Consider the following 18,676-nt stretch of genomic DNA (forward strand, 5'->3'; position numbering starts at 1 on the left):
CCGGACCGACCTCGGGGCGGGCCAGCGGCGCGGCGGCGCAGGCGCGGTGGCGGTCGTGCCGGCCTGGGTCAGCGCCATTCTTCGGCCGGTCCCACGGGTGCCACGCGGTATCCCGGTTGGCAGGACGGCTCGGAGTTGGCGCTCCGGGTGCCATGTGGCCTCCACGGGGCATCCAGTGGCCCGGTCCGAGCCGGTCGGCGTGCAGCAGGCCCTGACATGACCGAGCACCTCGGGCCTGAATGGGAGCACCTCGGGCCTGAATGGTCAGGTGCCCGGCCGGTAGCTCCGCTCGACATGCCCCTTGAGGTCCTCGGGATAGAAATAGACGGGCCGGAGGTCGCCGCTCGCGTAGCGTTCGGCCTGGTCGTTGAAGTGCGGTGAGTCGGGGTTTCCGCTGGCGCCGCCCGCCGTCACCGCCCAGGCGCGCAGCCTCGGCCCGAACTCCACAACCGCCACGAAGCTGTTGCCGCTGGTGCCGTAGTAGCGCTTCGTCCCCGGCCAGCGCCGTGCGCCGAACGAGGCGAGGGAACCCCACTGCGCGGAGGTGAAGGGGACCGGGATGCTCGGCTTGGCGTCGTCGAAGGTCTGGGCGATCGCACCGTCGTTGCGCTGGAAGCGGTTGATCTCGCCCCAGGGCACCTGCCAGTCGCCGAAGTCCTGGGTCAGCCGCGCCGCCGCCGCATCGAGCGCCTCGATCCGTTGCGCGTCGGTGGCACGCTCGGCCAGGTAGTCCCACATCGACATGCCCGCGTCCCGCGCCGCCTGCGCCAGGGGTGCCCAGAGCGCCTCGCCCCAGAACACGGCCAGGGACGTCGCGGTCGATCCGGCGCCCCAGTGATAGTCCCAGCCGCGCAGCAGCTCGATCGGGCCGACGAGCCTCGCCTTGCGCTGGTCGCCGTCGGGCAGCTTGTCCCAGGCCGCCACGAGCCCCGGCACCAGTCGGGCGAAGGCGGTGAGATAGCGATCGAAGGCGGCCTGGATCAGGGTCTGCGGAGTGAAGCTGCTCCGCGCGGTCAGTACCCGGATCGCCTGCGGCCCGCGCGGGTTCTCGCCGGCCTGGTCGAAGTAGCGCGGATAATCGGCGGCATCGGGGCTGTCCGGGCCGGCCGCGGTCCAGGGCCAGTTGTTCGTGTTGAACGTCCAGCCGTTCTTCGGATTCACCGCCTGTGGCAGGCTCCGGAGACTGTGCAACCCGCGCCAGTCCGTCGCCGGATCGCTGCCATCGACGGGCCTGCGATAGTCGAAGCGGTCGTTGCGGATCGGCATGAACTGCGGCATCAGGAAGGCGATCTCGCCCTTCGAGTCCGCGAACAGCGTGTTGTTCGAGCTGTTGGCCTTGAGGCCCGCCACCCGGATAAAGTCGCGGTAATCCCGCGTCTTGGTACGCAGGAAGCTCTGCTGCAGCGCCTCGACGGGCCGGTTCATCAGCGCGAACGCGATCCACTTGCCATCGACCTCACGCACGATCGGCCCGTGGTGCGTGGCGAAGGTGGTGAAGCTGCGCTCCGCATGCCCACCGTCCGCGGTTCGGTAGGACAGCGTGATCGTCTTGGTCGTCACCCGCCGCAGCGTGTTGCCGTAGCGGTAGGCGCGGCTGCCGTCCGTCCTGGTCACGATCGTCTCGGCGAACTCGTCGACGTTGTCGACACCACTGGAGGTGTGCATCCAACCCGTGTTCGCGTTGAAGCCCTGGTAGATGAAGAACTGGCCCCAGGTGGCCGCGCCGTAGGCGTTCAGCCCTTCGCCGCTCGTCACATGCTGTTCGGAGCGGAAGAAGAAGCTGGTGTGTGGGTTGATCAGCAGCAGCGCGTAACCGTCCCGGGTGTGGCCCGGCGCGATCGCCATGCCGTTCGAGCCGCTCGGCTCGCGGAACAGCAGCCCGCGTTCCTCGTCGGTCATCGGCACCGTGCGCCCGGTGTAGAAGGCTTCGAGTTGGGTGAGTGGTACCCGCTCGATGTCGCCGCCGATGCTGCCCTCGGAGAAGCTCAGCGTCATCCACGGCTCGAACCGCTGGAGCACGCGCGGACGTACCTCCGGGTGCGTCGCAAGGTAGTAGTTGAGCCCGTCCGCCCAGGCTCGCATCAGTTTGCGCAGCCAGGACGGGGTCTTCGCGTAGTCCCGCTTCAGCACCTCGGGATCGACGAACAGCCGCTGCCGTAGGTCCTGCCAGATCGCACTCTCGCCCTCGGCCTCGGCGAGACGGCCGAGGCTGACCAGATTGTTGCGTTCGATCCGGTTGAAGTCGTCCTCGGCCTGGGCATACATCATCCCGAACACCGCATCGGCGTCGGTGCTGCCCCGTACGTGTGGAACGCCCCAGTCATCGCGGGTGATCGTCACCTGCGTCGCCTGCCTGCGCCAGCGGGCGAGCTCAGAACCGGCCTGCGCGGGAGCGGCGGACGCGCCACCGGCGGGTAGTCCCGTCGCGACGGCTGCGGCTCCCGCGGCTAGTCCGACCGCTTCGCCGAGGACGCGGCGCCTGCTCAGCCCCTGGTTCATGAGTTGGTCCACCCTTCTCGGCTCCGAGGATCACCGGTTTCGGCGAGCGGGATCGGCGTGCCGGCGAACGCGTCGGTCCCGGCTGTGGCGTCGGCAGTCCCGGCTGTGGCGTCGACGATGGTCATGGTCGGGCCAGGGCTGTCCGGCCCGTTCCGCCGGGTGGACAGCAGGACATCATGATCATCACCATAGGGCAAACCAGCCCGCCCCGGAACCGCCTCGGCGGCAATGATTTCGATCGCGACCGATGTCGTCGTGGCTGAGGGCCGCCGGTGGGAATTGCTGATCATCGCAGGGCTGCCCGGGTCAGCAGGTCGCGGTGTTCGAGTGTCCAGAGTGCGGCGCGCGACTGCCAGGCCAATGTCCAGAGTCCTTCGCCGTTGCGTGACTCCCGGGTGAAGCCCTGGGTGCGCGCGTACCAGCCGTTGTCGATGATCGCGAATCGGAGGATCCGCTCGACGAGGTCTGCCCGCGCCGCGCGGGCCAGGCCGTAGCCGTCGAGGAAGCATCGAAACCACTCGGCGCGGGTCGCGGCCGGTGGGAGTCCGATCCGTTCGGCGATGTCGTCGTCGAACATCTGGACGCAGTACCAGGCGGTGACGGCGATCTCGTCGACGGGGTCGACCGGGCCGGAGTATTCCCAGCCGATCAGGCCGACCGGGCGGCCGTGCCGGAACACGACGTGCCAGGGCGCGACGTTGCCGTGGCTGATCACCGCGTCGGCGGCACTGCTCCGCAACGACCACGGCATCCACCGCGCCTCCGGCGGTGGTGCGAACGTGCGTCCCAGCTCGTGCAGTCGACGGAGGATCGCCCCGACATCGTGGAGCGAGAGTTCCGGATCCGGCCACACCGCCTCGGCGAAGATCGTGCCGTCTATCCAGCTCAAGATCTCGTTTCCGGCATCGTCGAACCCCGATCCCACGACCCGCGGTGCGGCCTCGAACCCCTCGGCCGCCAGATGCCGCAGGAACGCGTGAGTGCTCGATGTCCACGGCTGGGCCGGATGAGCCACCGTCGATCCGCGGCGGCGGGTGGGATTCGTGTGGTTGAGATCTTTGGTGCGGTCGTACGGCTGCCCCTGCATGGCCGGAACCTAGGGAGCCGTCGGGCGGAGGGCCAAACCATTTTCGGCAGGTGGCGACGAACCGCCTCGGGGCGCCCGGCGGTCGGGGCGGGCAGTCAGACCAGGGCGGCAGGTGCGGTGTCCGGCGTGGTGCCGCGCAGCCGGGCCGCGTCCTGGCTGGGGGCCGTGCCGAACTGGCGGCGGTACTCGCGGCTGAACTGGGACGGGCTGTCGTAGCCGACCCGGTGGCCCACCCCGGTGACGTCGTTGGGATGGGTGGCGAGCAGGAGCCGGGCCTGCTGGAGCCGGATCTGTTTCTGGAACTGGATCGGGCTCATCGCGGTGACGGCCTGGAAGTTGCGGTAGAAGGCGGACGGGCTCATCCCCGCGAGCTGCGCCACGTCGTCGACCCGGAACGACTGCGTGTAGTGGTCGCGGATCCACCGGACCGCCCGGGCGATGTGGCTGAGGCTGCTGTCGGCGAGGCCGAGTTGGCGGACGGCCGCGCCCTGCTCGCCGGTGATGACCCGCCACAGGATCTCCCGCTTGATCAGCGGGGCGAGCACCGTCAGGTCGCGTGGCCGGTCGAGCAGGCGTAGCAGCCGGATCACCGCGTCGAGGAGTTCGTCGGGTGCGGAGCTGACGGCCATGCCGGACGGCGGGCCGCTGCCAGCGGGCGGCAGGTCCCCCGGGGCCGCCTGCAACAGCAGTTCCGCGACGGTGGCCGGGTGCAGGGTCAGGCCGAAGCCCAGTGCGGGCCGTTCGAGGCTGGCCTCGGTGAAGTGACCGGTGATCGGCAGGTCGACCGAGGCGATGAGGTACTGCCCGGCGCGGTACTCGTAGACCCGCTCACCCAGCGCGATCCGTTTCGCGCCCTGGACGATGAGTGCCAGCACCGTGCCGGACATCGACGGCGACGGCGGATAGGGCCGCTCGACCTTCGAGACCAGGACACCCTCGATCGGGGTGCGTTGATCGGGTCGGGCGTGCCGGGCGATCAATGCGGCTAGCTCGTCAAGGCTCACGAGCTGATTCAATCACGGCTTGATCCTCGCTGTGCTAGTAGGATCAGGCAAGGGTCCAGGAGCATCGTTCTGACATTTCTCCTACTCACGATGGTTTTATGGGTTGGTCGCTATCCCAGGAGCCTGCGATGGCTCCGCGAATGAGAGGTGTGGCCGCCCATCCGCGTCGAGCCCGGTTTCCGGGCCACCATGACCGCCCGGCCCGGGAACGGCGACGAGGTGGTGGAGCTTCTGCTCGCCGCGCCGCCGCTGTCCCACGCCGCCGAGCAGCCACGGGGCCCACGTGCCATTCCTTGCTCGACCGTCTCCCCGGTCAGCTGACCGAGTTTCACTGAAGGGACCCACCGTGACACGTACCCGACCCGACACCGATCCCGAACTGCGCGCGTTGCTCGCCGACCTGCCGCTGAGGTCCGAGCTCAGTTCCGAGGTGCTCGCGCAACTGCGCCAGTTCCCGACGCCGCCGGTCGAGAGCCTCCTGGAAGGGCATGCGGTCGATCGGCGCGAGGTCACCATCCCGAGCCCGGACGGGGCGCAGATCCCGCTGTCCATCTTGACTCCCGCCGGCGCCGACCGTGCCGTGCCGGCGCCCTGCGTCTACTGGATCCACGGCGGGGGCATGGTCATGGGCGACCGGTTCTCGCAGCTCGACATCCCGCTGGACTGGCTCGACCGGTTCGGTGCCGTGGTGGTCTCGGTGGACCACCGGTTGGCGCCGGAGGCCACCGGCACGACCCTGGTCGACGACTGCTACCACGGCGTGCTCTGGGTCGCCGAGCACGCCGACGAGCTGGGCATCGACCCTGCCCGTATCGTCGTCGCGGGCATCAGTGCCGGAGGTGGCCTCGCCGCCGGGGTCACCCTGATGGCACGCGACCGAGGTACCCCGGCGATCGCCGCCCAGGTGCTGATCTGCCCCATGCTCGACCACCGCAACGACAGCACCTCCAGCCGCCAGTACGCCGGCGTGCCCGGACCCTGGACCCGGGAGATGAACCAGTTCGGCTGGCGGTCGGTACTCGGCGACCTCACCGACGGGGACGTGCCCGGTTACGTCTCACCGGCGGTGGCCGACGACCTCTCGGGCCTGCCGACCAGCTACGTCGATGCCGGCACGGCCGAGGTCTTCCGCGACGAGGACGTCGAGTTCGCCAGCCGGATCTGGGCGGCCGGCGGCCAGGCGGAACTGCACGTCTGGGCGGGTGGCTTCCACGGATTCGACGCCCTGTTCCCGACGGCGGGGGTGTCGGCCGCCGCGCGCCGAACCCGTACCGAGTGGCTTGCCCGGGTGCTCGGCCGGGCCTCCGACGCACCCGCGCCGACCCAGTACCGGCGTTCGTAGCTGTCCGAACTGGACGCGCACTCCGGGGTTGTCGCGACCGCCGTCGGTGTCGGCGCGGCCCCCGAGGTGGGCGCCGGCATGCTCTTGGAGCCGTCGTGGCGCCACCGTTAGCCTGTGCAGACCGGCGGCCGAGCAGGGTGCCGACCCAGGTGATCCGGGCGGTGGACCGGCCCGGCCGACCACAGAGTTGGCGGGACCGGACGATGGGCAGCCGGCGCTACGGCGGGCCGGTTGAGGAGGCGAGGGTGTGACGGCAGGACCGTTCGGTCGGCTCACCGAGGCGATGCTGGGCGGCGTACGGTCCGCCCGTGACAAGGCCCGCGAGCTGCGTGACGAGTTCCGCACCAGCGACGAACCCGAGCGCCTCATCGTCGCGCCGCTGCTGCCCGGCGAGCAGCTCCGCTACGTCGGGCTCGCTCCGCTGGGTGCTCCAGAGACACACCGGGCCGGCAGCCAGCTCGCCGACCGGATGGCCGGCGAGCTGGCCGAGGCGGTCGATCCGCGCGCGCTGTTCGGACTGCTGCACATCGTCAACCCGGCCGCCTGGTTGGACGCGGTGATGACGCCGGTCCGGCTCGCCTCGGGCATGCTGCTGCATCCGGCCGGGGCCGCCGCGGTCGCCGACGGTCTGCCCGAGCGGACGACGCCGGAGCCTGCACCGCGGCACCAGCCGCCGCACCGGGAACCGCCGCCGCACCGGGAGCCGCTGGCGTTGACCGACGAACAGGAGGCTTTCCGGGCACTGTTCCGGTTGAGCCGGTACCGCCCACTGGCCGACCAGCTCGCCGAGATCGCCTACCGGCGTCGGTACGTCTTCAGCGGCGATCTCGGCACCCTCGCCGGCAGCCTGCTGCTCTTCCTCGACCGCTACACCGGCACCCCGCTCGCGGTGACCGACACGCACCTGCACCTGCTGCGGATGGGCCGCCGGCCCGACGAGGGTCGGCCTGACCGGCGCCAGCCCCGGCTGCTCTGGACCATGCCGCGTGCTCGGGTGGCCCGGATCGACTCCGAGGGTGGCCGGGCCCGCCTGCTGGGATTTCCGTCCACCATCGTCTTCGACGACGGCTCGTGGATCCGGACCGTCAACCCGGCGACCCGCGACGACCAGTCCCGGTTCCTCGCCGCGATCCGGGAGATCCCCGGCCACCGGCCGACGTCCTGAGTCGCCGAACTCCCGGACATCCGCGCTCCGCCCGGGTGGCGCCTGACGGGCGGGCGATCCGAGAGTTCGGCCGGACGGAGCTTCCCGTGCGCTTATGCTCGGACATGGAGAGCAAATCGCTCGGATTACCACAGTCCGGTCAGCTTTCACCCAGGACGTCCCTCGTGCGGAATCTGCAAGGAGCCCCACATGCCCGGCACCTCGGATGGGGCGGCCGTCCGGCCGTTCACGGTCGAGATCCCCGACGCGGAACTCGACGCGCTGCGCGCGCGCATCGTGGCCACGCGCTGGCCGGAGAAGGAGACCGTGCCGGACCAGTCGCAGGGTACGCAGCTCGGCACGGTCCAGGAACTCGCCCGTTACTGGGCATCGGAGTACGACTGGCGTAGCTGTGAGGCGAGGCTGAACTCCCTGCCGCAGTTCATCACCGAGATCGACGGACTGGACATCCATTTCCTCCACGTCCGCTCCCGGCACGAGGACGCCCTGCCCCTGATCGTGACGCACGGGTGGCCGGGTTCGGTGGTCGAGCAGCTGAAGATCATCGAGCCGTTGACCGATCCGACGGCACACGGCGGCAGCGCGTCGGACGCCTTCCACGTGGTGATCCCGTCGCTGCCCGGCTACGGGTTCTCGGGCCGGCCGACGACGCCCGGCTGGGGCCCCGACCGTATCGCCCGGGCCTGGGCGGAGCTGATGAACCGCCTCGGGTACTCGAGGTTCGTGGCACAGGGCGGCGACTGGGGTGCGATCATCGTGGACCTGATGGCCGTACAGGCGCCGCCGGGGCTGCTCGGCATCCACACCAACATGCCAGGTGTGGTCCCACCCGAGATCGACAAGCTGTTCCAGGGCGATATCACGGCGGCGAACAACGCGCTCGGTTCGCTGCCGCCCGATCTGTCGGACGACGAGAGGCGTGCGTGTGAGCAACTCGATTTCGTCTGGAAGCACGTCGGCTACGCCGTCATGATGGCGTCCCGCCCGCAGACCCTGACCGGGCTCGCGGACTCCCCGGTCGGTCTGGCGGCCTTCCTGCTCGATCACGACGCGCGCAGCCTGGAGCTGATCTCCCGGGCCTTCGCCGGAGAGCCCACGGGCCTGACCAGGGACGATGTCCTGGACAACATCACGCTCTACTGGTTGACGAACACGGCGATCTCCGCGGCCCGTCTCTACGCCGAGAACCCGTACTCGTTCTTCGCCGTCAAGGGCGTCGCCATCCCGGCCGCCGTGAGCGTCTTCCCCGACGAGCTCTACCAGGCTCCGAAGAGTTGGACGGAGCGGGCGTACCCGAAGCTCATCCACTACAACAGGCTCGACACGGGCGGGCACTTCGCGGCCTGGGAGCGGCCGGATCTGTTCGTGGCGGAGCTTCGGGCGGGCCTCCGGTCGCTTCGCCAGCCGATGGGTGCCTAGTGTCCTGAGTCGTTGATCCGTTGGCAGTATGCGGTGATCGTTCGAGGATGTCGCCGGCCGTCTTGGTCCATACGAACGGCCGGCTTGGGGTCGGCGTTCCATGCCTCGATCCAGGCGGTGACGTCGGCTTCCAGGGCGGCGACGCTGCGGTGGGTCGGTCGGCGGAGTTTGCGGCTGGTCAGTGGCGGCACGGCTACCTCTGACACTGCCGTAGCACGTCGCCAGGACGGTGCCGGGTCCGTGGTTGGACGCCGGCTGACGTGCGGGGGTTGCGAAGCGAACCGTTTCTATCGATACTGGTAACTGTTTCGAGTCGGACGCGGTCGGGTGGACGGGCAGACCACGACCGCATCGGCAAGCGACGTGACCCCGGGATCGACCTACCCCGGCGACGACGCGAAGCCGACCCTCCAGGTGCCGCGATCCATGACAAAGGGGACACCATGTCAACACTGTCCGTGATGCGCTCGACCCTGCGCCGAGCGACAACCGTTTTCGTCGCCGCTGGCGTCCTCCTGTCCACCGCTTTTGCCGACGGCGCATGGGCACACGGCGGATCCACCGATCCGGCATACCGGGTGATCAGCTGCAACAACCGGTGGTCCAGCAACTACTGGAATCCGGCCATGAGGACCGAGGACCCGATGTGCTACCAGGCCTTTCAGGCCGACGGCACAGCCTTCTACAACCCGGGCGGGAACTACCGCGAGGGCATCAACGGCAACTACCGGGCTGCCGTGCCCGATGGACAACTGTGCAGCGGCGGACTCAGCTTCAACGGCCGGTACCGCGCACTCGACACTCCCGGACCATGGATCGCGGCCAACAAGCTACGCCGGTTCAGGCTGACGGTCACCGACAGCGCCAACCACGGGGCCGCCCACCTGTACGTCTACATCACCAAGCAGGGTTTCGACCCGCTCACCCAGCGACTCACCTGGGACTCCGTCGAGCTTGTCACCACCACCGGCCTTCAGTTGGGGCAGACAGGGCTCTCCAACTATGTCGCCGACGTCGATGCCGGTAACCGCACCGGCCGGCACATCGTCTTCACGATCTGGCAGGCCCACTGGACAAACCAGACCTACTTCTCGTGCAGCGACGTCATCTTCACCGGCGCATAGTCGACCACCGCGTTGGGACCGAGCTTGGCCATCGTCCCGCGTCGTCCGGCCCATGAACCTCATGAGGAGAAGGAAATGTGAGTCTTCGAGAACGTGCCCGCGACCGCCCAACTGCATCGGCCATCTCATCCGCATCCTCCAGGACAAGGCGGCCCTGGCCGGGATCAGTGTCGACCTCGTGGATGAGCGGGGGACGTCGTCGACCTGCCCGGCCTGCGTCCGGCGGATACCGAAACCATCCGGACGGGTCCTCACCTGCCGGTACTGCGGATTCTCGGGCCATCGTGGACCTGGTCGCGGCGGCCATCATCGCCACCCGTACCCCGGGCGGCGGACCCACCACCCCACAACCCTCGGCCCCGGTGCCGACGCTGTTGTCCGGGGTGGTCACGCACCGTCGAGCCGGCCGGCACCTGCCCGGTGTCGGCCGGTCCCGACGTGACCCCCGCCGCCCACCACAGCACCTCGGGCGGCGTGCGGGTCGGTTGGCCAGCGGTGGCCCGCCCCACCAACCACACGGTGGGGAGTCGCTCGCCGAACGGGCGAGGATCCACAAAACCACCGGGAGACCCGGTGAACGTCAGTGGACACCGCACTAGATAGGGAAGCGGCCGCGGCGGACCTGCCAGTGGCGGCCGGCCTTCAGGTGGTCGACGATCGCGCGCTGGAGCACGGTGCGGCGGGGTAGCTGGTCGAGCGGCGTGGTCAGGGTGCGGAACACGAACCGCAGCACCTCGACGTCGGCGTCCAGCCCTTCCGGCTCCTCGTAGGGCTCCAGCTCGAACCTCCGCTGGAACCGGACGATGTTGGAGTCCCCGGGCAGGTACTCCAGTAGCTGCGGGTCGAGCAGCCACGAGCCGCAGGAGAACGCCGTGTAGCGCTCGTCGGGAAAGTGGCGCGGGAAGAACACGCGAGCCTCGTCGAGCGATGCCGCGACCGCCGCCGGGGTCAACGGCCCCGACTCGGGGATGTGCAGGTCGATGGCGGTGCCGCCGCGCTGGTGTTGCAGCCGGCCCAGCTCGTAGAGGCCGCCGCGCGCGTGCAGCGTCAGCCAGCTCTGCATGACCGGCCAGCCCTCGCGGTGCATCCGCCGGTCGATCGCGAGGTTGCGGCCCAGGTCCGCGAGGGTCACCCACGACACGGCATCGGCGATGCCGTGGTCGCGGTGGTACCCCGTGACGACGTCGACCAGGGCCAGGTACGCGTACACGTAGAGATGCCGCCAGGCAGGCCCCCGTTCGCGCGGCAGCTCCGGACCGGGCGACAGCCAGCCGTGGCCCCCGAGATCGGCGCGGACCAGGGCGATCGAGCGGTCGAGCAGCCAGCGCAGCTCTGGAGTCCACAGTGGAGAGCCGGGATCGGGCCAGCCCGCGATGATCTCGGCGGCGTCGTCCGGCCGCACCGCGAGCCGGTCGAGGATCGCGGGCGCGTCGGCCTTGGCGGGCAGCGGAGCCGACGGCCGGTCACCGGCGAGCCGGTGCACGCGGTCGACGTCCTCGACGGGTACCCCGAGGCGGGCGGCGGTGTCGTCCAGATCCACCAGGACGATCCTACCGGCGGCGGGATCGCCCCTCCTGCTGCCCGTTCTCCGCGATCCCCGGAGACTACTCACCGCACTGACCGTGCGACGCCACCGTCCACCGCAACAGCTCTGGGCGTGCTCCCGATGGCGCCGACGACACCGGTACCAGGCCCGCCTCTGCCAGTACCGACGAGACGGCTACCCCTGGCGCCGCCGTTGGTACTAGGCGCGGGTGCGCCCGGCCAGCCAGCCGGCCATCGCGCGGACGCCGTACCCGATGGCCCGCTCGTCCGGGTCGAAGGTGCCGAAGTGCGGAGCGCTGGTCTCGACGCCGGCTCCGGGCGCCCGGACACCGAGGAAGGTGTAGGTGCCGGGAAGCCGGTCGAGAAACAACGCGAAGTCCTCACCGTTGAACGGAACCGGGGCGTGCAGGGTCCGCACCCGGGCGTGGCCGACGTTCTGGCGCAGGTAGCGCCGCAGTGCCAGGCCCTCCTGCTCGGGGCAGAGCATGGCCGGGAACGGGTCGTTCGGGAAGCTCACCGCCCCGCCGTACGGCCTCGCGAGCCGGCGGACCTGCTCACGGATCTCGGGGTACCGGTGCTCGGGCCAGCAGCGGTAGCGGATCCCGACCTCGGCCGGGCCCTCGGCGTCGGGCGCCGCTGCCCCCATGAAGACGAATTTGGCCAACGGCCCGTCCGGGGTGAGGATGTCCGCTACGAGCCGTTCGAGGTCCGCGGGCGTGGCGGGCGGAGTGACCGTACCGAGGGCGTTGATCTCGGCAGCGAGCCGCTGTGCCCGGGCCGTCGCGTCCGGGCCCGTCAGCGTCACGACGCCGCGGTCCTGGCCGGGGAGCCCGCACCCGGGAGTGACGACGAACTGGCCGACCGGGAAAGGGCCGCAATGCAGGGCATGGATCTCCGCCGGCCGGGCCTGGGCGAACACGCCGTCGTCGAGCATGGCGGCGGCACCGGCGAGCGCCTCCTCGGCGGGTTGGAAGACGAACACCACCGAGCCGGTGAGTCGGTTGCGCAGCAGTGCCAGAACCTCCGCGACGCCCACACCCACGGTGGTGTGCACGTCGTGTCCGCACAGGTGGGCCGGCAGCGTACCGCCGCCGAACTGGTCTCCCGGCGGTACCGCGTCCATGTCCGCCCGGTAGGCGACCGTCCGGCCGGGACGGGCACCGGTGAGGACGGCCACGACGCCGTGCCCGCCGACGCCGGTCCTGACGTCGAGGCCGGCCGCGCGAAGCCGCCGCGCGACCACGGCGGCGGTCCGCCGCTCCGTACCCGCCGTTTCGGGGTGCCGGTGGATGTCACGGCGCAACTCGACGAGGTCGCGGTCCAGCCGAGACGCCACGGCGTCCACCGACTTCCGGTCCACCGGCCGACGTGTCGAACCGTCGAGGCCGGGTGCCGGACCGTCGGCCCGCGCAGCCAGTGGTGGCGCCAGCCCGCCGCCCAGCAGAGCGGCGGCGCCACCGAGCACCGCGCGTCGACTGACGCGGAGCTTCTCCGAGTTCGACATGGTTCCTCCCAGAAGAGCGCGACTGCCACCCGGGCAGAAGTCGGTCGACAAAGTCTGTGCCGCGCGACCGTCCGGGCGCACTGAAGCTGGCCCCTCCCTTTGACCGAGGGGTACCCCTACCGCACACCTCTGAGCAGTGAGGACAGTCGAACGGGCCCGCGCGGCGGGCGTAGGCTCGGCGGCGGTCGGCGGCTGAGCCGGTGGCACGCGCCGACGTTCCGGTCCTTACCGCCGAGAGCGGTGCCCGGGCGCCGACGGGGTCTTCGCCGGGGCGCGCGGGAGCGGCGCGGCGGGGGCGTGTCGAGGCCCTCCGCCCAGCCGGCCAGGATGTTGATCTTTTTGGTCGCGATTCGTGGCGGCGTCACCGCTCCCTTTCCGGCCGCCCGACGGTGTGACCGTTCCGGCTACTCGTCGTGCGGGGGAGGGCCGAGGGTGGTTCCTGCCAAACGGCAGCGGCACTGAAACCCGGCCGAAAAGGCTTTCAGGTCGGGGTCCGAGTAAGGAGCGGTGTCCGGGACCCAGTTTGTCGCCGCGGACCCGTGGGGGTGCCGTCGCCGAGGAGGGAGCGTCAGATGGGTACCGAGCCGGAAGTCCCCGCGATGCGCATTGTCATCGAGCGGCCCGACTCCACCGCCCCCGTCGGCTGAGTCCCGGGCCGCATCTTCGCCGGACCCCGCCGGGTGGCGCCGCCCGGCCGGCGGCCCCGGAGAGAACGCCGCCCGGCCGGCGGCCCCGGGGAGCACGCCGCCCGGCCGGCTGATGTCCCCGGCTGAGTCCCGGCGAGCACGGCCGGGACACGGGCGCGCCGCCCGGGGGGCCGGTGTGCTCGGGGTGTTCTCCTTCGGGCATCCCGAAAGCATTTCGGCGGGTGTCGGCGGCCGGGTACGGCGCTGTTGATCCTGGTTGATGATCCGTAGCCTGGCCCGAAATCCACTGTTGACACGACCGTAACCTGGCCACCAGAATCCTCCGAAAAGGTTTTCGGTGCGAGAGGGGGCCGGTGACCATGACGACGACTCGGCGCCTCGGTGCGCCCCGGCGCGGAGCACCGCGTCCGGTTGGCCCGCGGCTGCTTCTGGCCGCCAGCGACCTTGACCGGCCCGATCCGCGCTACCGGAGCGGATCCGGCCGGCCGGGTGGAACGGAGTGACGCAGGTGGGCATGGCGAACGAACCGGCGGAGATCTGGTTCCTGACGGGAAGCCAGTCGCTGTACGGCGAAGAGGTGCTCGAACAGGTCGCGGCACAGTCCCGCGAGGTGTGCCAGCGGCTCGCCGGCGGGCTGCGGGCACACCCTCGCCTCGTCTGGAAGCCGGTGCTGACCACCGCCGACGCGATCCGCCGGACGTGTCTGGACGCCACCGCCGACGATCGGGTGGTCGGTGTGGTCGCGTGGATGCACACGTTCTCGCCGGCGAAGATGTGGATCGCCGGTCTCTCCGCACTCGGCAAGCCGCTGCTGCACCTGCACACCCAGGCCAACCGGTCGCTGCCGTGGGCCGAGCTCGACATGGACTTCATGAACCTCAACCAGGCGGCACACGGGGACCGCGAGTTCGGGTACGTCCAGTCGCGGTTGGGGATGGCCCGCAAGACGGTCGCCGGTTTCGCCGGTGATCCGTCGGTGCACGACAGGGTCAGCGACTGGGCCCGTGCGGCGACCGGCGCTCGCGCGGCGCGGTCGCTGCGGATGGCCCGCTTCGGCGACAACATGCGGGACGTCGCCGTGACCGACGGTGACAAGGTGGGTGCCCAGGCGACGTTGGGTGTCTCCGTCAACGCCTACGGGGTCAACGCCCTCGTCGCCGCGGTCGACGAGGTCGCGGACCCGGACGTCACCCGGCTCGTCGCCGACTACGAGGAGCGCTACGACGTCGTACCGGAGCTGCGGCGCGGCGGCGAGCGCCACGAGTCCCTGCGCTACGGCGCCCGGATCGAGCTGGGCCTTCGGCAGTTTCTCGAGGCCGGTGGCTTCGACGCGTTCACCACCAACTTCGAGGACCTGGGCGGCCTGCGGCAGCTGCCCGGACTCGCCGTGCAGAACCTGATGGCCGACGGCTACGGGTTCGGCGGCGAAGGCGACTGGAAGACGGCCGCATTGCTGCGCATCCTGAAGGTGGTCGCCGGTGACCGGCCGGGTGGGACCTCGTTCATGGAGGACTACACCTACCACTGGGGTCCCGGCGAGCCGAAGATCCTCGGCGCGCACATGCTCGAGGTCTGTCCCAGCATTGCCGCGACCCGGCCGAGCCTCGAAGTCCATCCGTTGTCGATCGGCGACCGGGAGGACCCGGTCCGGCTGGTCTTCACCGCCGCACCCGGTCCGGGGCTCGTCGTCGGCCTCGCCGACGTGGGCGGGCGGCTGCGGCTGACCGCCAACGAGATCGACCTGGTCGAGCCGGACGAGCCGCTGCCCCGGCTGCCGGTCGCCCGCGCGATCTGGGTTCCGCGTCCCGGCCTCGCTACCTCCGCCGAGTGCTGGCTGCTCGCCGGCGGCCCGCACCACACCGTGCTCAGTACGGCGGTCGGCGCGGAGGCCCTCGCCGACTTCGCCGACATGTCCGGTGTCGAACTGCTCATGATCGACGCCGCGACCGACTACCGGTCGTTCGCCAACCACCTGCGCTGGAACAGCGGCTACCACCGACTGGCGCAGCGGCTGTAGTCACCCGCTACCGCAACAACAGGGAGAACGGCGCACATCTCACACGAACCCGAGGAGAATCATGAAAAGAAGATCGGGCGGGCGGACCGTCCTGCGGTCGCTCGCCGGAGTCCTGGCGGCGACGCTGGTCCTCAGCACGGCGGCGTGCGGTGACGACGGCCCGGGCGACCAGGGCGGCGTTGCCGAGGCGGGCCCCACCGGAGTCGACGACGGCAGCGAGTTGACGCTCTGGACCCGGGCCCCGCTGGAGAAACAGGCGAAACTTCTGGTCGAGGCGTACAACGCCGGTCACCAGAACAAGGTGGAGCTGACCGTCGTCCCCAACGACGACTACGTCGCGAAGGTGGGCGCGGCGGCCGGCTCCGGCGGCCTGCCGGACCTCTTCGCCGCCGACATCGTGTACGTGCCGAACTGGGTCAACCAGGGTCTGTTCCAGGATCTCAGCACCAACATCGACGGTCTCGGCTTCAAGGACTCCATCAACAAGGGCCACCTCTCGGCCGGTACCCGGGACGGCAAGGCGCACGTGCTGCCCTTCGTACTCGACCTGTCGATGCTGTTCTGGAACAAGCAACTGTTCAAGGACGCCGGGCTGGACCCGGAGAAGGCACCGGCGAGCCTGGAGGAGTACGCCGCGGCCGCGAAGGCCGTCCAGGCCGCGAAGAAGCCCGGCGTCTACGGCACGGCGGCCGGCCTGAACTGCGGCGGTTGCCTGCTCTTCACCTGGTTCCCGGCCATCTGGGCCGGCGGCGGCGAGGTACTCAGCGAGGACGGCACCGAGGCCAGGCTGGCCGACGAGACCGCGCAGAAGGTGTACAGCGTCTGGGCCGACCTGTGGAAGTCCGGCGCCGTCCTGCCGGCCTCGGCCGGCGAGACCGGACCGACCTGGACGGCGGCCTTCACCGAAGGCAAGGTCGGGCTGATGTTCTACCCGGCGACGCTGCTGTCGTCGACGCCGTTCGACGTCGGTGTCGCCGGCATCCCCGGTCCGGGCGGCGGCGCCTCGACCTTCGTCGGCGGCGACGGCATCGGCGTCTCGAAGGACTCCAAGAAGGCCGCGCAGGCCTGGAACTTCCTGAGCTGGATGATGTCCGAGGAAGCCCAGGTGGAGGTGCTGGCCAAGAACAAGGACGTGGTGTCCCGCTCCGACCTGGCCAACAACAAGTACGCCGCCCAGGACCCCCGCCTGGTCACCATCAACCAGGTCGCCGGCAAGGGCGACACCCCGGTCGCGCTCAACTTCCAGCAGGCGTTCAACGCACCGGGCAGCCCCTGGCTGACCCTGGTACGCAACCAGGTGCTCAACGGCAGCGGCGACCTCCAGAAGGACAACAAGGAAATCACCGCGGTACTCCAGCAATAGACAGGGTCGCCGCAGGCGTATGCCGGCCCAGCCGCCGCTGTGCGGACCCGGCATACGCCCGCCGCGCGGCACCGCAACGCGTCGCCGGTCCGGCCCGTCGCCGATCGAACGAGGAGTTGTCATGAACGTCAGCGCACCGGCACGCCCACCCGGCGCGGCGCCGCGGAGCCGGGTCCGCCCCAGCCGGCGGCAGGCCCTACTCGGTTGGATCTACGCCACGCCGACCGCGGCATTCGTCGCGGCGCTGTTCGTGCTGCCGCTGCTGCTCGTGGTCAAGATGTCGGTGTCGCGATGGCCGCTGCTCAGCGGCGACCAGGGTCTCAACGCGCCGGACAACTTCACCAAGGCGGTCAACCACCGCTTCTTCACCGACTCGGTGGTCTTCACCGTCAAGTACACGGTGATCGCGACCGTGCTGCTGCTGGCCCTCGGCCTGGGGATGGCCCTGCTGGTGCAGGAGTCCAGCCGGTGGAACAACCTGCTCCGGGCGTCCTTCCTGGTGCCCAGCGCGCTCGGGCTCGCCTCGGCGTCGCTGCTGTTCTACGTGCTCTACTCGCCGTACGCGAGCCCGCTGGCGCCGGTGGTGGAGCGCCTCGGCATCACCTTCCTCGGCTCGCCGAACGCGGCGCTCTTCTCGACGGTGTTTCTCATCGTCTGGCGCTATGCCGGCTTCTACATGGTGCTCATGCTGGTCGGGCTACAGAGCATCCCGGCGGATGTCTTCGAGGCGGCACGTTCGGACGGGGCCACCCGCTGGCAGACCTTCCGGAGCGTCACCCTGCCGCTGCTCCGCCCGACGCTGGCGCTGACCACCGTGCTCTGCGTGACCGGCTCCCTGCTCGCCTTCGAGCAGTTCTACATCCTCACCAAGGGCGGCCCGGACAACAGCACCATCACGGTGGTCCAGCTCATCTACATGATCGCGTTTCAGGGACAGAACGACCTCGGCGTCGCGGCGGCGCTCTCGGTCATCGTGCTGGCGGCCCTGGTCCTCATCAACGCGCTGCAACTGCGCGCCTTCCGGTCCGAGGAGAACTGACCCCATGACCGTGGACTCCAGCCCCACCCGGGCCGCCGTCGCCGGACCGCCCCGGCCAGCGGAGAAGGTGCCGACCAGGCCGAGGCCGCGCGGCCTCACCATCGCCGGTGTCGCGTACCGGACGCCCTACTGGGTCTTCACCGGAGCCGTGGCGGTGATCTTCCTTTTCCCGCTGGTGTGGACCGCTGTCGCCTCGGTCTCCCCGCAGGCGGGCACCAACCAGGTGACCGGATGGGGCTTCGGCAACTACACGACCCTCGCCGACTACCAGGCCGGGATCTGGCGCTACCTCGCCAACTCGGCGTTCGTCTCCCTGCTGACGGTCGTCCTCACGCTGCTGATCTCGCTGCTCGGCGGGTACGCCTTCGCGCGGTTCCGCTTCCCCGGCCGGAACGTCCTGTTCCTGCTTACCCTGGCCATCCTGATGGTCCCGTACGCGACCCTGCTCATCCCGCTCTACGTCCTGCTCAACGAGGTCGGGCTACAGAACTCGCTGGTCGGTGTCGCGCTGGTGCTCACCATGTTCCAGTTGCCGTTCTCCACCTTCCTGATGCGGATCTCCTTCGAGGCGGTGCCGCGCGAACTCGACGAGGCGGCGAAGGTCGACGGCTGCTCCTCGTTCAGTGCGCTGTGCCGGGTGCTCGTCCCCGCGGTCAAGCCGGGCCTGATCACGGTGGGACTCTTCGCCTTCCTCGCCGCCTGGAACGACTTCATGGCGCCGCTGATCCTGATCAACGACTCCGAGCGGATGACGCTGCCGCTCGCCGTCTCCAACCTCCGCGGCCAGGTGCAGGGTGTCGTCGACTACGGCGCGACGGAAGCCGGCGTCGTCGTCCTCGCGCTGCCGTGCGTCGTGCTGTTCCTGCTGCTCCAACGACACTACGTGCGCGGCTTCATGTCCGGCGCACTGAAGGGATGACC

At 70.2% G+C, this 18,676-nt stretch carries 16 protein-coding genes; 10 read left to right on the plus strand and 6 right to left on the minus strand.

Annotated features, from left to right (window positions below; all coding sequences use genetic code 11):
• Positions 1 to 264 precede the first annotated feature (264 nt).
• The 4 genes from ACSMXO_RS13170 to ACSMXO_RS13185 all read right to left on the minus strand — a co-directional run bounded on the left by ACSMXO_RS13170 (position 265) and on the right by ACSMXO_RS13185 (position 4,590).
• On the minus strand, positions 265 to 2,499 hold the full coding sequence (locus tag ACSMXO_RS13170) for a penicillin acylase family protein (protein ID WP_455417939.1): 2,235 nt from the start codon (positions 2,497 to 2,499) through the stop codon (positions 265 to 267).
• Positions 2,496 to 2,789: a hypothetical protein gene (locus tag ACSMXO_RS13175; protein WP_455417940.1), complete on the minus strand. Its 294-nt coding sequence runs from the start codon at positions 2,787 to 2,789 to the stop codon at positions 2,496 to 2,498. The genes ACSMXO_RS13170 and ACSMXO_RS13175 overlap by 4 nt, the downstream gene beginning before the upstream one ends.
• Positions 2,786 to 3,586 carry a phosphotransferase gene (locus ACSMXO_RS13180; protein WP_455417941.1) on the minus strand — a complete coding sequence of 267 codons (801 nt, stop codon included), beginning with the start codon at positions 3,584 to 3,586 and terminating at the stop codon, positions 2,786 to 2,788. Before ACSMXO_RS13180 ends, ACSMXO_RS13175 begins: the two co-directional genes overlap by 4 nt.
• Positions 3,587 to 3,681: 95 nt before the next feature.
• The gene (locus ACSMXO_RS13185) at positions 3,682 to 4,590 is read right to left on the minus strand and encodes an AraC family transcriptional regulator (RefSeq protein ID WP_455417942.1); all 909 of its coding nucleotides are present in this window, start codon (positions 4,588 to 4,590) and stop codon (positions 3,682 to 3,684) included.
• A gap of 147 nt (positions 4,591 to 4,737) precedes the next feature.
• Here ACSMXO_RS13185 and ACSMXO_RS13190 point away from each other — a divergent pair, with 147 nt between their 5' ends.
• The 6 genes from ACSMXO_RS13190 to ACSMXO_RS13215 all read left to right on the plus strand — a co-directional run bounded on the left by ACSMXO_RS13190 (position 4,738) and on the right by ACSMXO_RS13215 (position 10,082).
• A complete protein-coding gene (locus ACSMXO_RS13190; RefSeq protein WP_455417943.1) occupies positions 4,738 to 4,911 on the plus strand; it encodes a hypothetical protein in 174 nt (57 codons plus the stop codon).
• 25 nt (positions 4,912 to 4,936) lie between these two features.
• A complete protein-coding gene (locus ACSMXO_RS13195; protein ID WP_455417944.1) occupies positions 4,937 to 5,932 on the plus strand; it encodes an alpha/beta hydrolase in 996 nt (331 codons plus the stop codon).
• Positions 5,933 to 6,179: 247 nt separating this feature from the next.
• A complete protein-coding gene (locus ACSMXO_RS13200; RefSeq protein ID WP_455417945.1) occupies positions 6,180 to 7,097 on the plus strand; it encodes a hypothetical protein in 918 nt (305 codons plus the stop codon).
• A 189-nt stretch (positions 7,098 to 7,286) separates the two neighbouring features.
• Positions 7,287 to 8,516 (plus strand): epoxide hydrolase family protein, encoded by a 1,230-nt coding sequence (locus ACSMXO_RS13205; protein WP_346257792.1) that lies wholly within the window; start codon positions 7,287 to 7,289, stop codon positions 8,514 to 8,516.
• A gap of 461 nt (positions 8,517 to 8,977) precedes the next feature.
• Positions 8,978 to 9,640, plus strand: a complete 663-nt coding sequence (locus tag ACSMXO_RS13210; protein ID WP_455419232.1) for a lytic polysaccharide monooxygenase — start codon at positions 8,978 to 8,980, stop codon at positions 9,638 to 9,640.
• A 61-nt stretch (positions 9,641 to 9,701) separates the two neighbouring features.
• Positions 9,702 to 10,082, plus strand: a complete 381-nt coding sequence (locus ACSMXO_RS13215) for a zinc ribbon domain-containing protein (RefSeq protein ID WP_455417946.1) — start codon at positions 9,702 to 9,704, stop codon at positions 10,080 to 10,082.
• 153 nt (positions 10,083 to 10,235) lie between these two features.
• On the opposite strand, the gene ACSMXO_RS13220 is transcribed toward ACSMXO_RS13215, so the two are convergent.
• Positions 10,236 to 11,180 carry an acyltransferase domain-containing protein gene (locus tag ACSMXO_RS13220; protein WP_455417947.1) on the minus strand — a complete coding sequence of 315 codons (945 nt, stop codon included), beginning with the start codon at positions 11,178 to 11,180 and terminating at the stop codon, positions 10,236 to 10,238.
• Between the two features lie 204 nt (positions 11,181 to 11,384).
• Entirely contained in the window at positions 11,385 to 12,689 is a 1,305-nt protein-coding gene (locus ACSMXO_RS13225) for a M20 metallopeptidase family protein (RefSeq protein ID WP_455417948.1), read from the minus strand.
• Between the two features lie 1,161 nt (positions 12,690 to 13,850).
• On the opposite strand from ACSMXO_RS13225, the gene araA reads away from it, so the two are divergent.
• From araA to ACSMXO_RS13245, 4 genes are all read left to right on the plus strand, one after another.
• The gene (gene araA, locus ACSMXO_RS13230) at positions 13,851 to 15,353 is read left to right on the plus strand and encodes an L-arabinose isomerase (RefSeq protein ID WP_455417949.1); all 1,503 of its coding nucleotides are present in this window, start codon (positions 13,851 to 13,853) and stop codon (positions 15,351 to 15,353) included.
• A gap of 61 nt (positions 15,354 to 15,414) precedes the next feature.
• Complete coding sequence (locus ACSMXO_RS13235) at positions 15,415 to 16,716, plus strand: ABC transporter substrate-binding protein (RefSeq protein ID WP_346257788.1); 1,302 nt, start codon at positions 15,415 to 15,417, stop codon at positions 16,714 to 16,716.
• 121 nt (positions 16,717 to 16,837) lie between these two features.
• Positions 16,838 to 17,755 carry a carbohydrate ABC transporter permease gene (locus ACSMXO_RS13240; RefSeq protein ID WP_455417950.1) on the plus strand — a complete coding sequence of 306 codons (918 nt, stop codon included), beginning with the start codon at positions 16,838 to 16,840 and terminating at the stop codon, positions 17,753 to 17,755.
• A 4-nt stretch (positions 17,756 to 17,759) separates the two neighbouring features.
• Complete coding sequence (locus tag ACSMXO_RS13245; protein ID WP_346257786.1) at positions 17,760 to 18,674, plus strand: carbohydrate ABC transporter permease; 915 nt, start codon at positions 17,760 to 17,762, stop codon at positions 18,672 to 18,674.
• The last annotated feature ends 2 nt before the right edge of the window (positions 18,675 to 18,676 follow it).

The sequence above is a fragment of the Plantactinospora sp. DSM 117369 genome (genome assembly GCF_053764795.1).

Coding starts and splice junctions, on each gene's coding strand:
- ACSMXO_RS13170 (WP_455417939.1), bottom strand. CDS start 2,499: ATGAACCAGGGGCTGAGCAGGCGCCGCGTCCTCGGCGAAGCGGTCGGA.
- ACSMXO_RS13175 (WP_455417940.1), bottom strand. CDS start 2,789: ATGATCAGCAATTCCCACCGGCGGCCCTCAGCCACGACGACATCGGTC.
- ACSMXO_RS13180 (WP_455417941.1), bottom strand. CDS start 3,586: ATGCAGGGGCAGCCGTACGACCGCACCAAAGATCTCAACCACACGAAT.
- ACSMXO_RS13205 (WP_346257792.1), top strand. CDS start 7,287: ATGCCCGGCACCTCGGATGGGGCGGCCGTCCGGCCGTTCACGGTCGAG.
- ACSMXO_RS13210 (WP_455419232.1), top strand. CDS start 8,978: ATGCGCTCGACCCTGCGCCGAGCGACAACCGTTTTCGTCGCCGCTGGC.
- ACSMXO_RS13215 (WP_455417946.1), top strand. CDS start 9,702: ATGAGGAGAAGGAAATGTGAGTCTTCGAGAACGTGCCCGCGACCGCCC.
- ACSMXO_RS13225 (WP_455417948.1), bottom strand. CDS start 12,689: ATGTCGAACTCGGAGAAGCTCCGCGTCAGTCGACGCGCGGTGCTCGGT.
- araA (WP_455417949.1), top strand. CDS start 13,851: ATGGCGAACGAACCGGCGGAGATCTGGTTCCTGACGGGAAGCCAGTCG.
- ACSMXO_RS13235 (WP_346257788.1), top strand. CDS start 15,415: ATGAAAAGAAGATCGGGCGGGCGGACCGTCCTGCGGTCGCTCGCCGGA.
- ACSMXO_RS13240 (WP_455417950.1), top strand. CDS start 16,838: ATGAACGTCAGCGCACCGGCACGCCCACCCGGCGCGGCGCCGCGGAGC.
- ACSMXO_RS13245 (WP_346257786.1), top strand. CDS start 17,760: ATGACCGTGGACTCCAGCCCCACCCGGGCCGCCGTCGCCGGACCGCCC.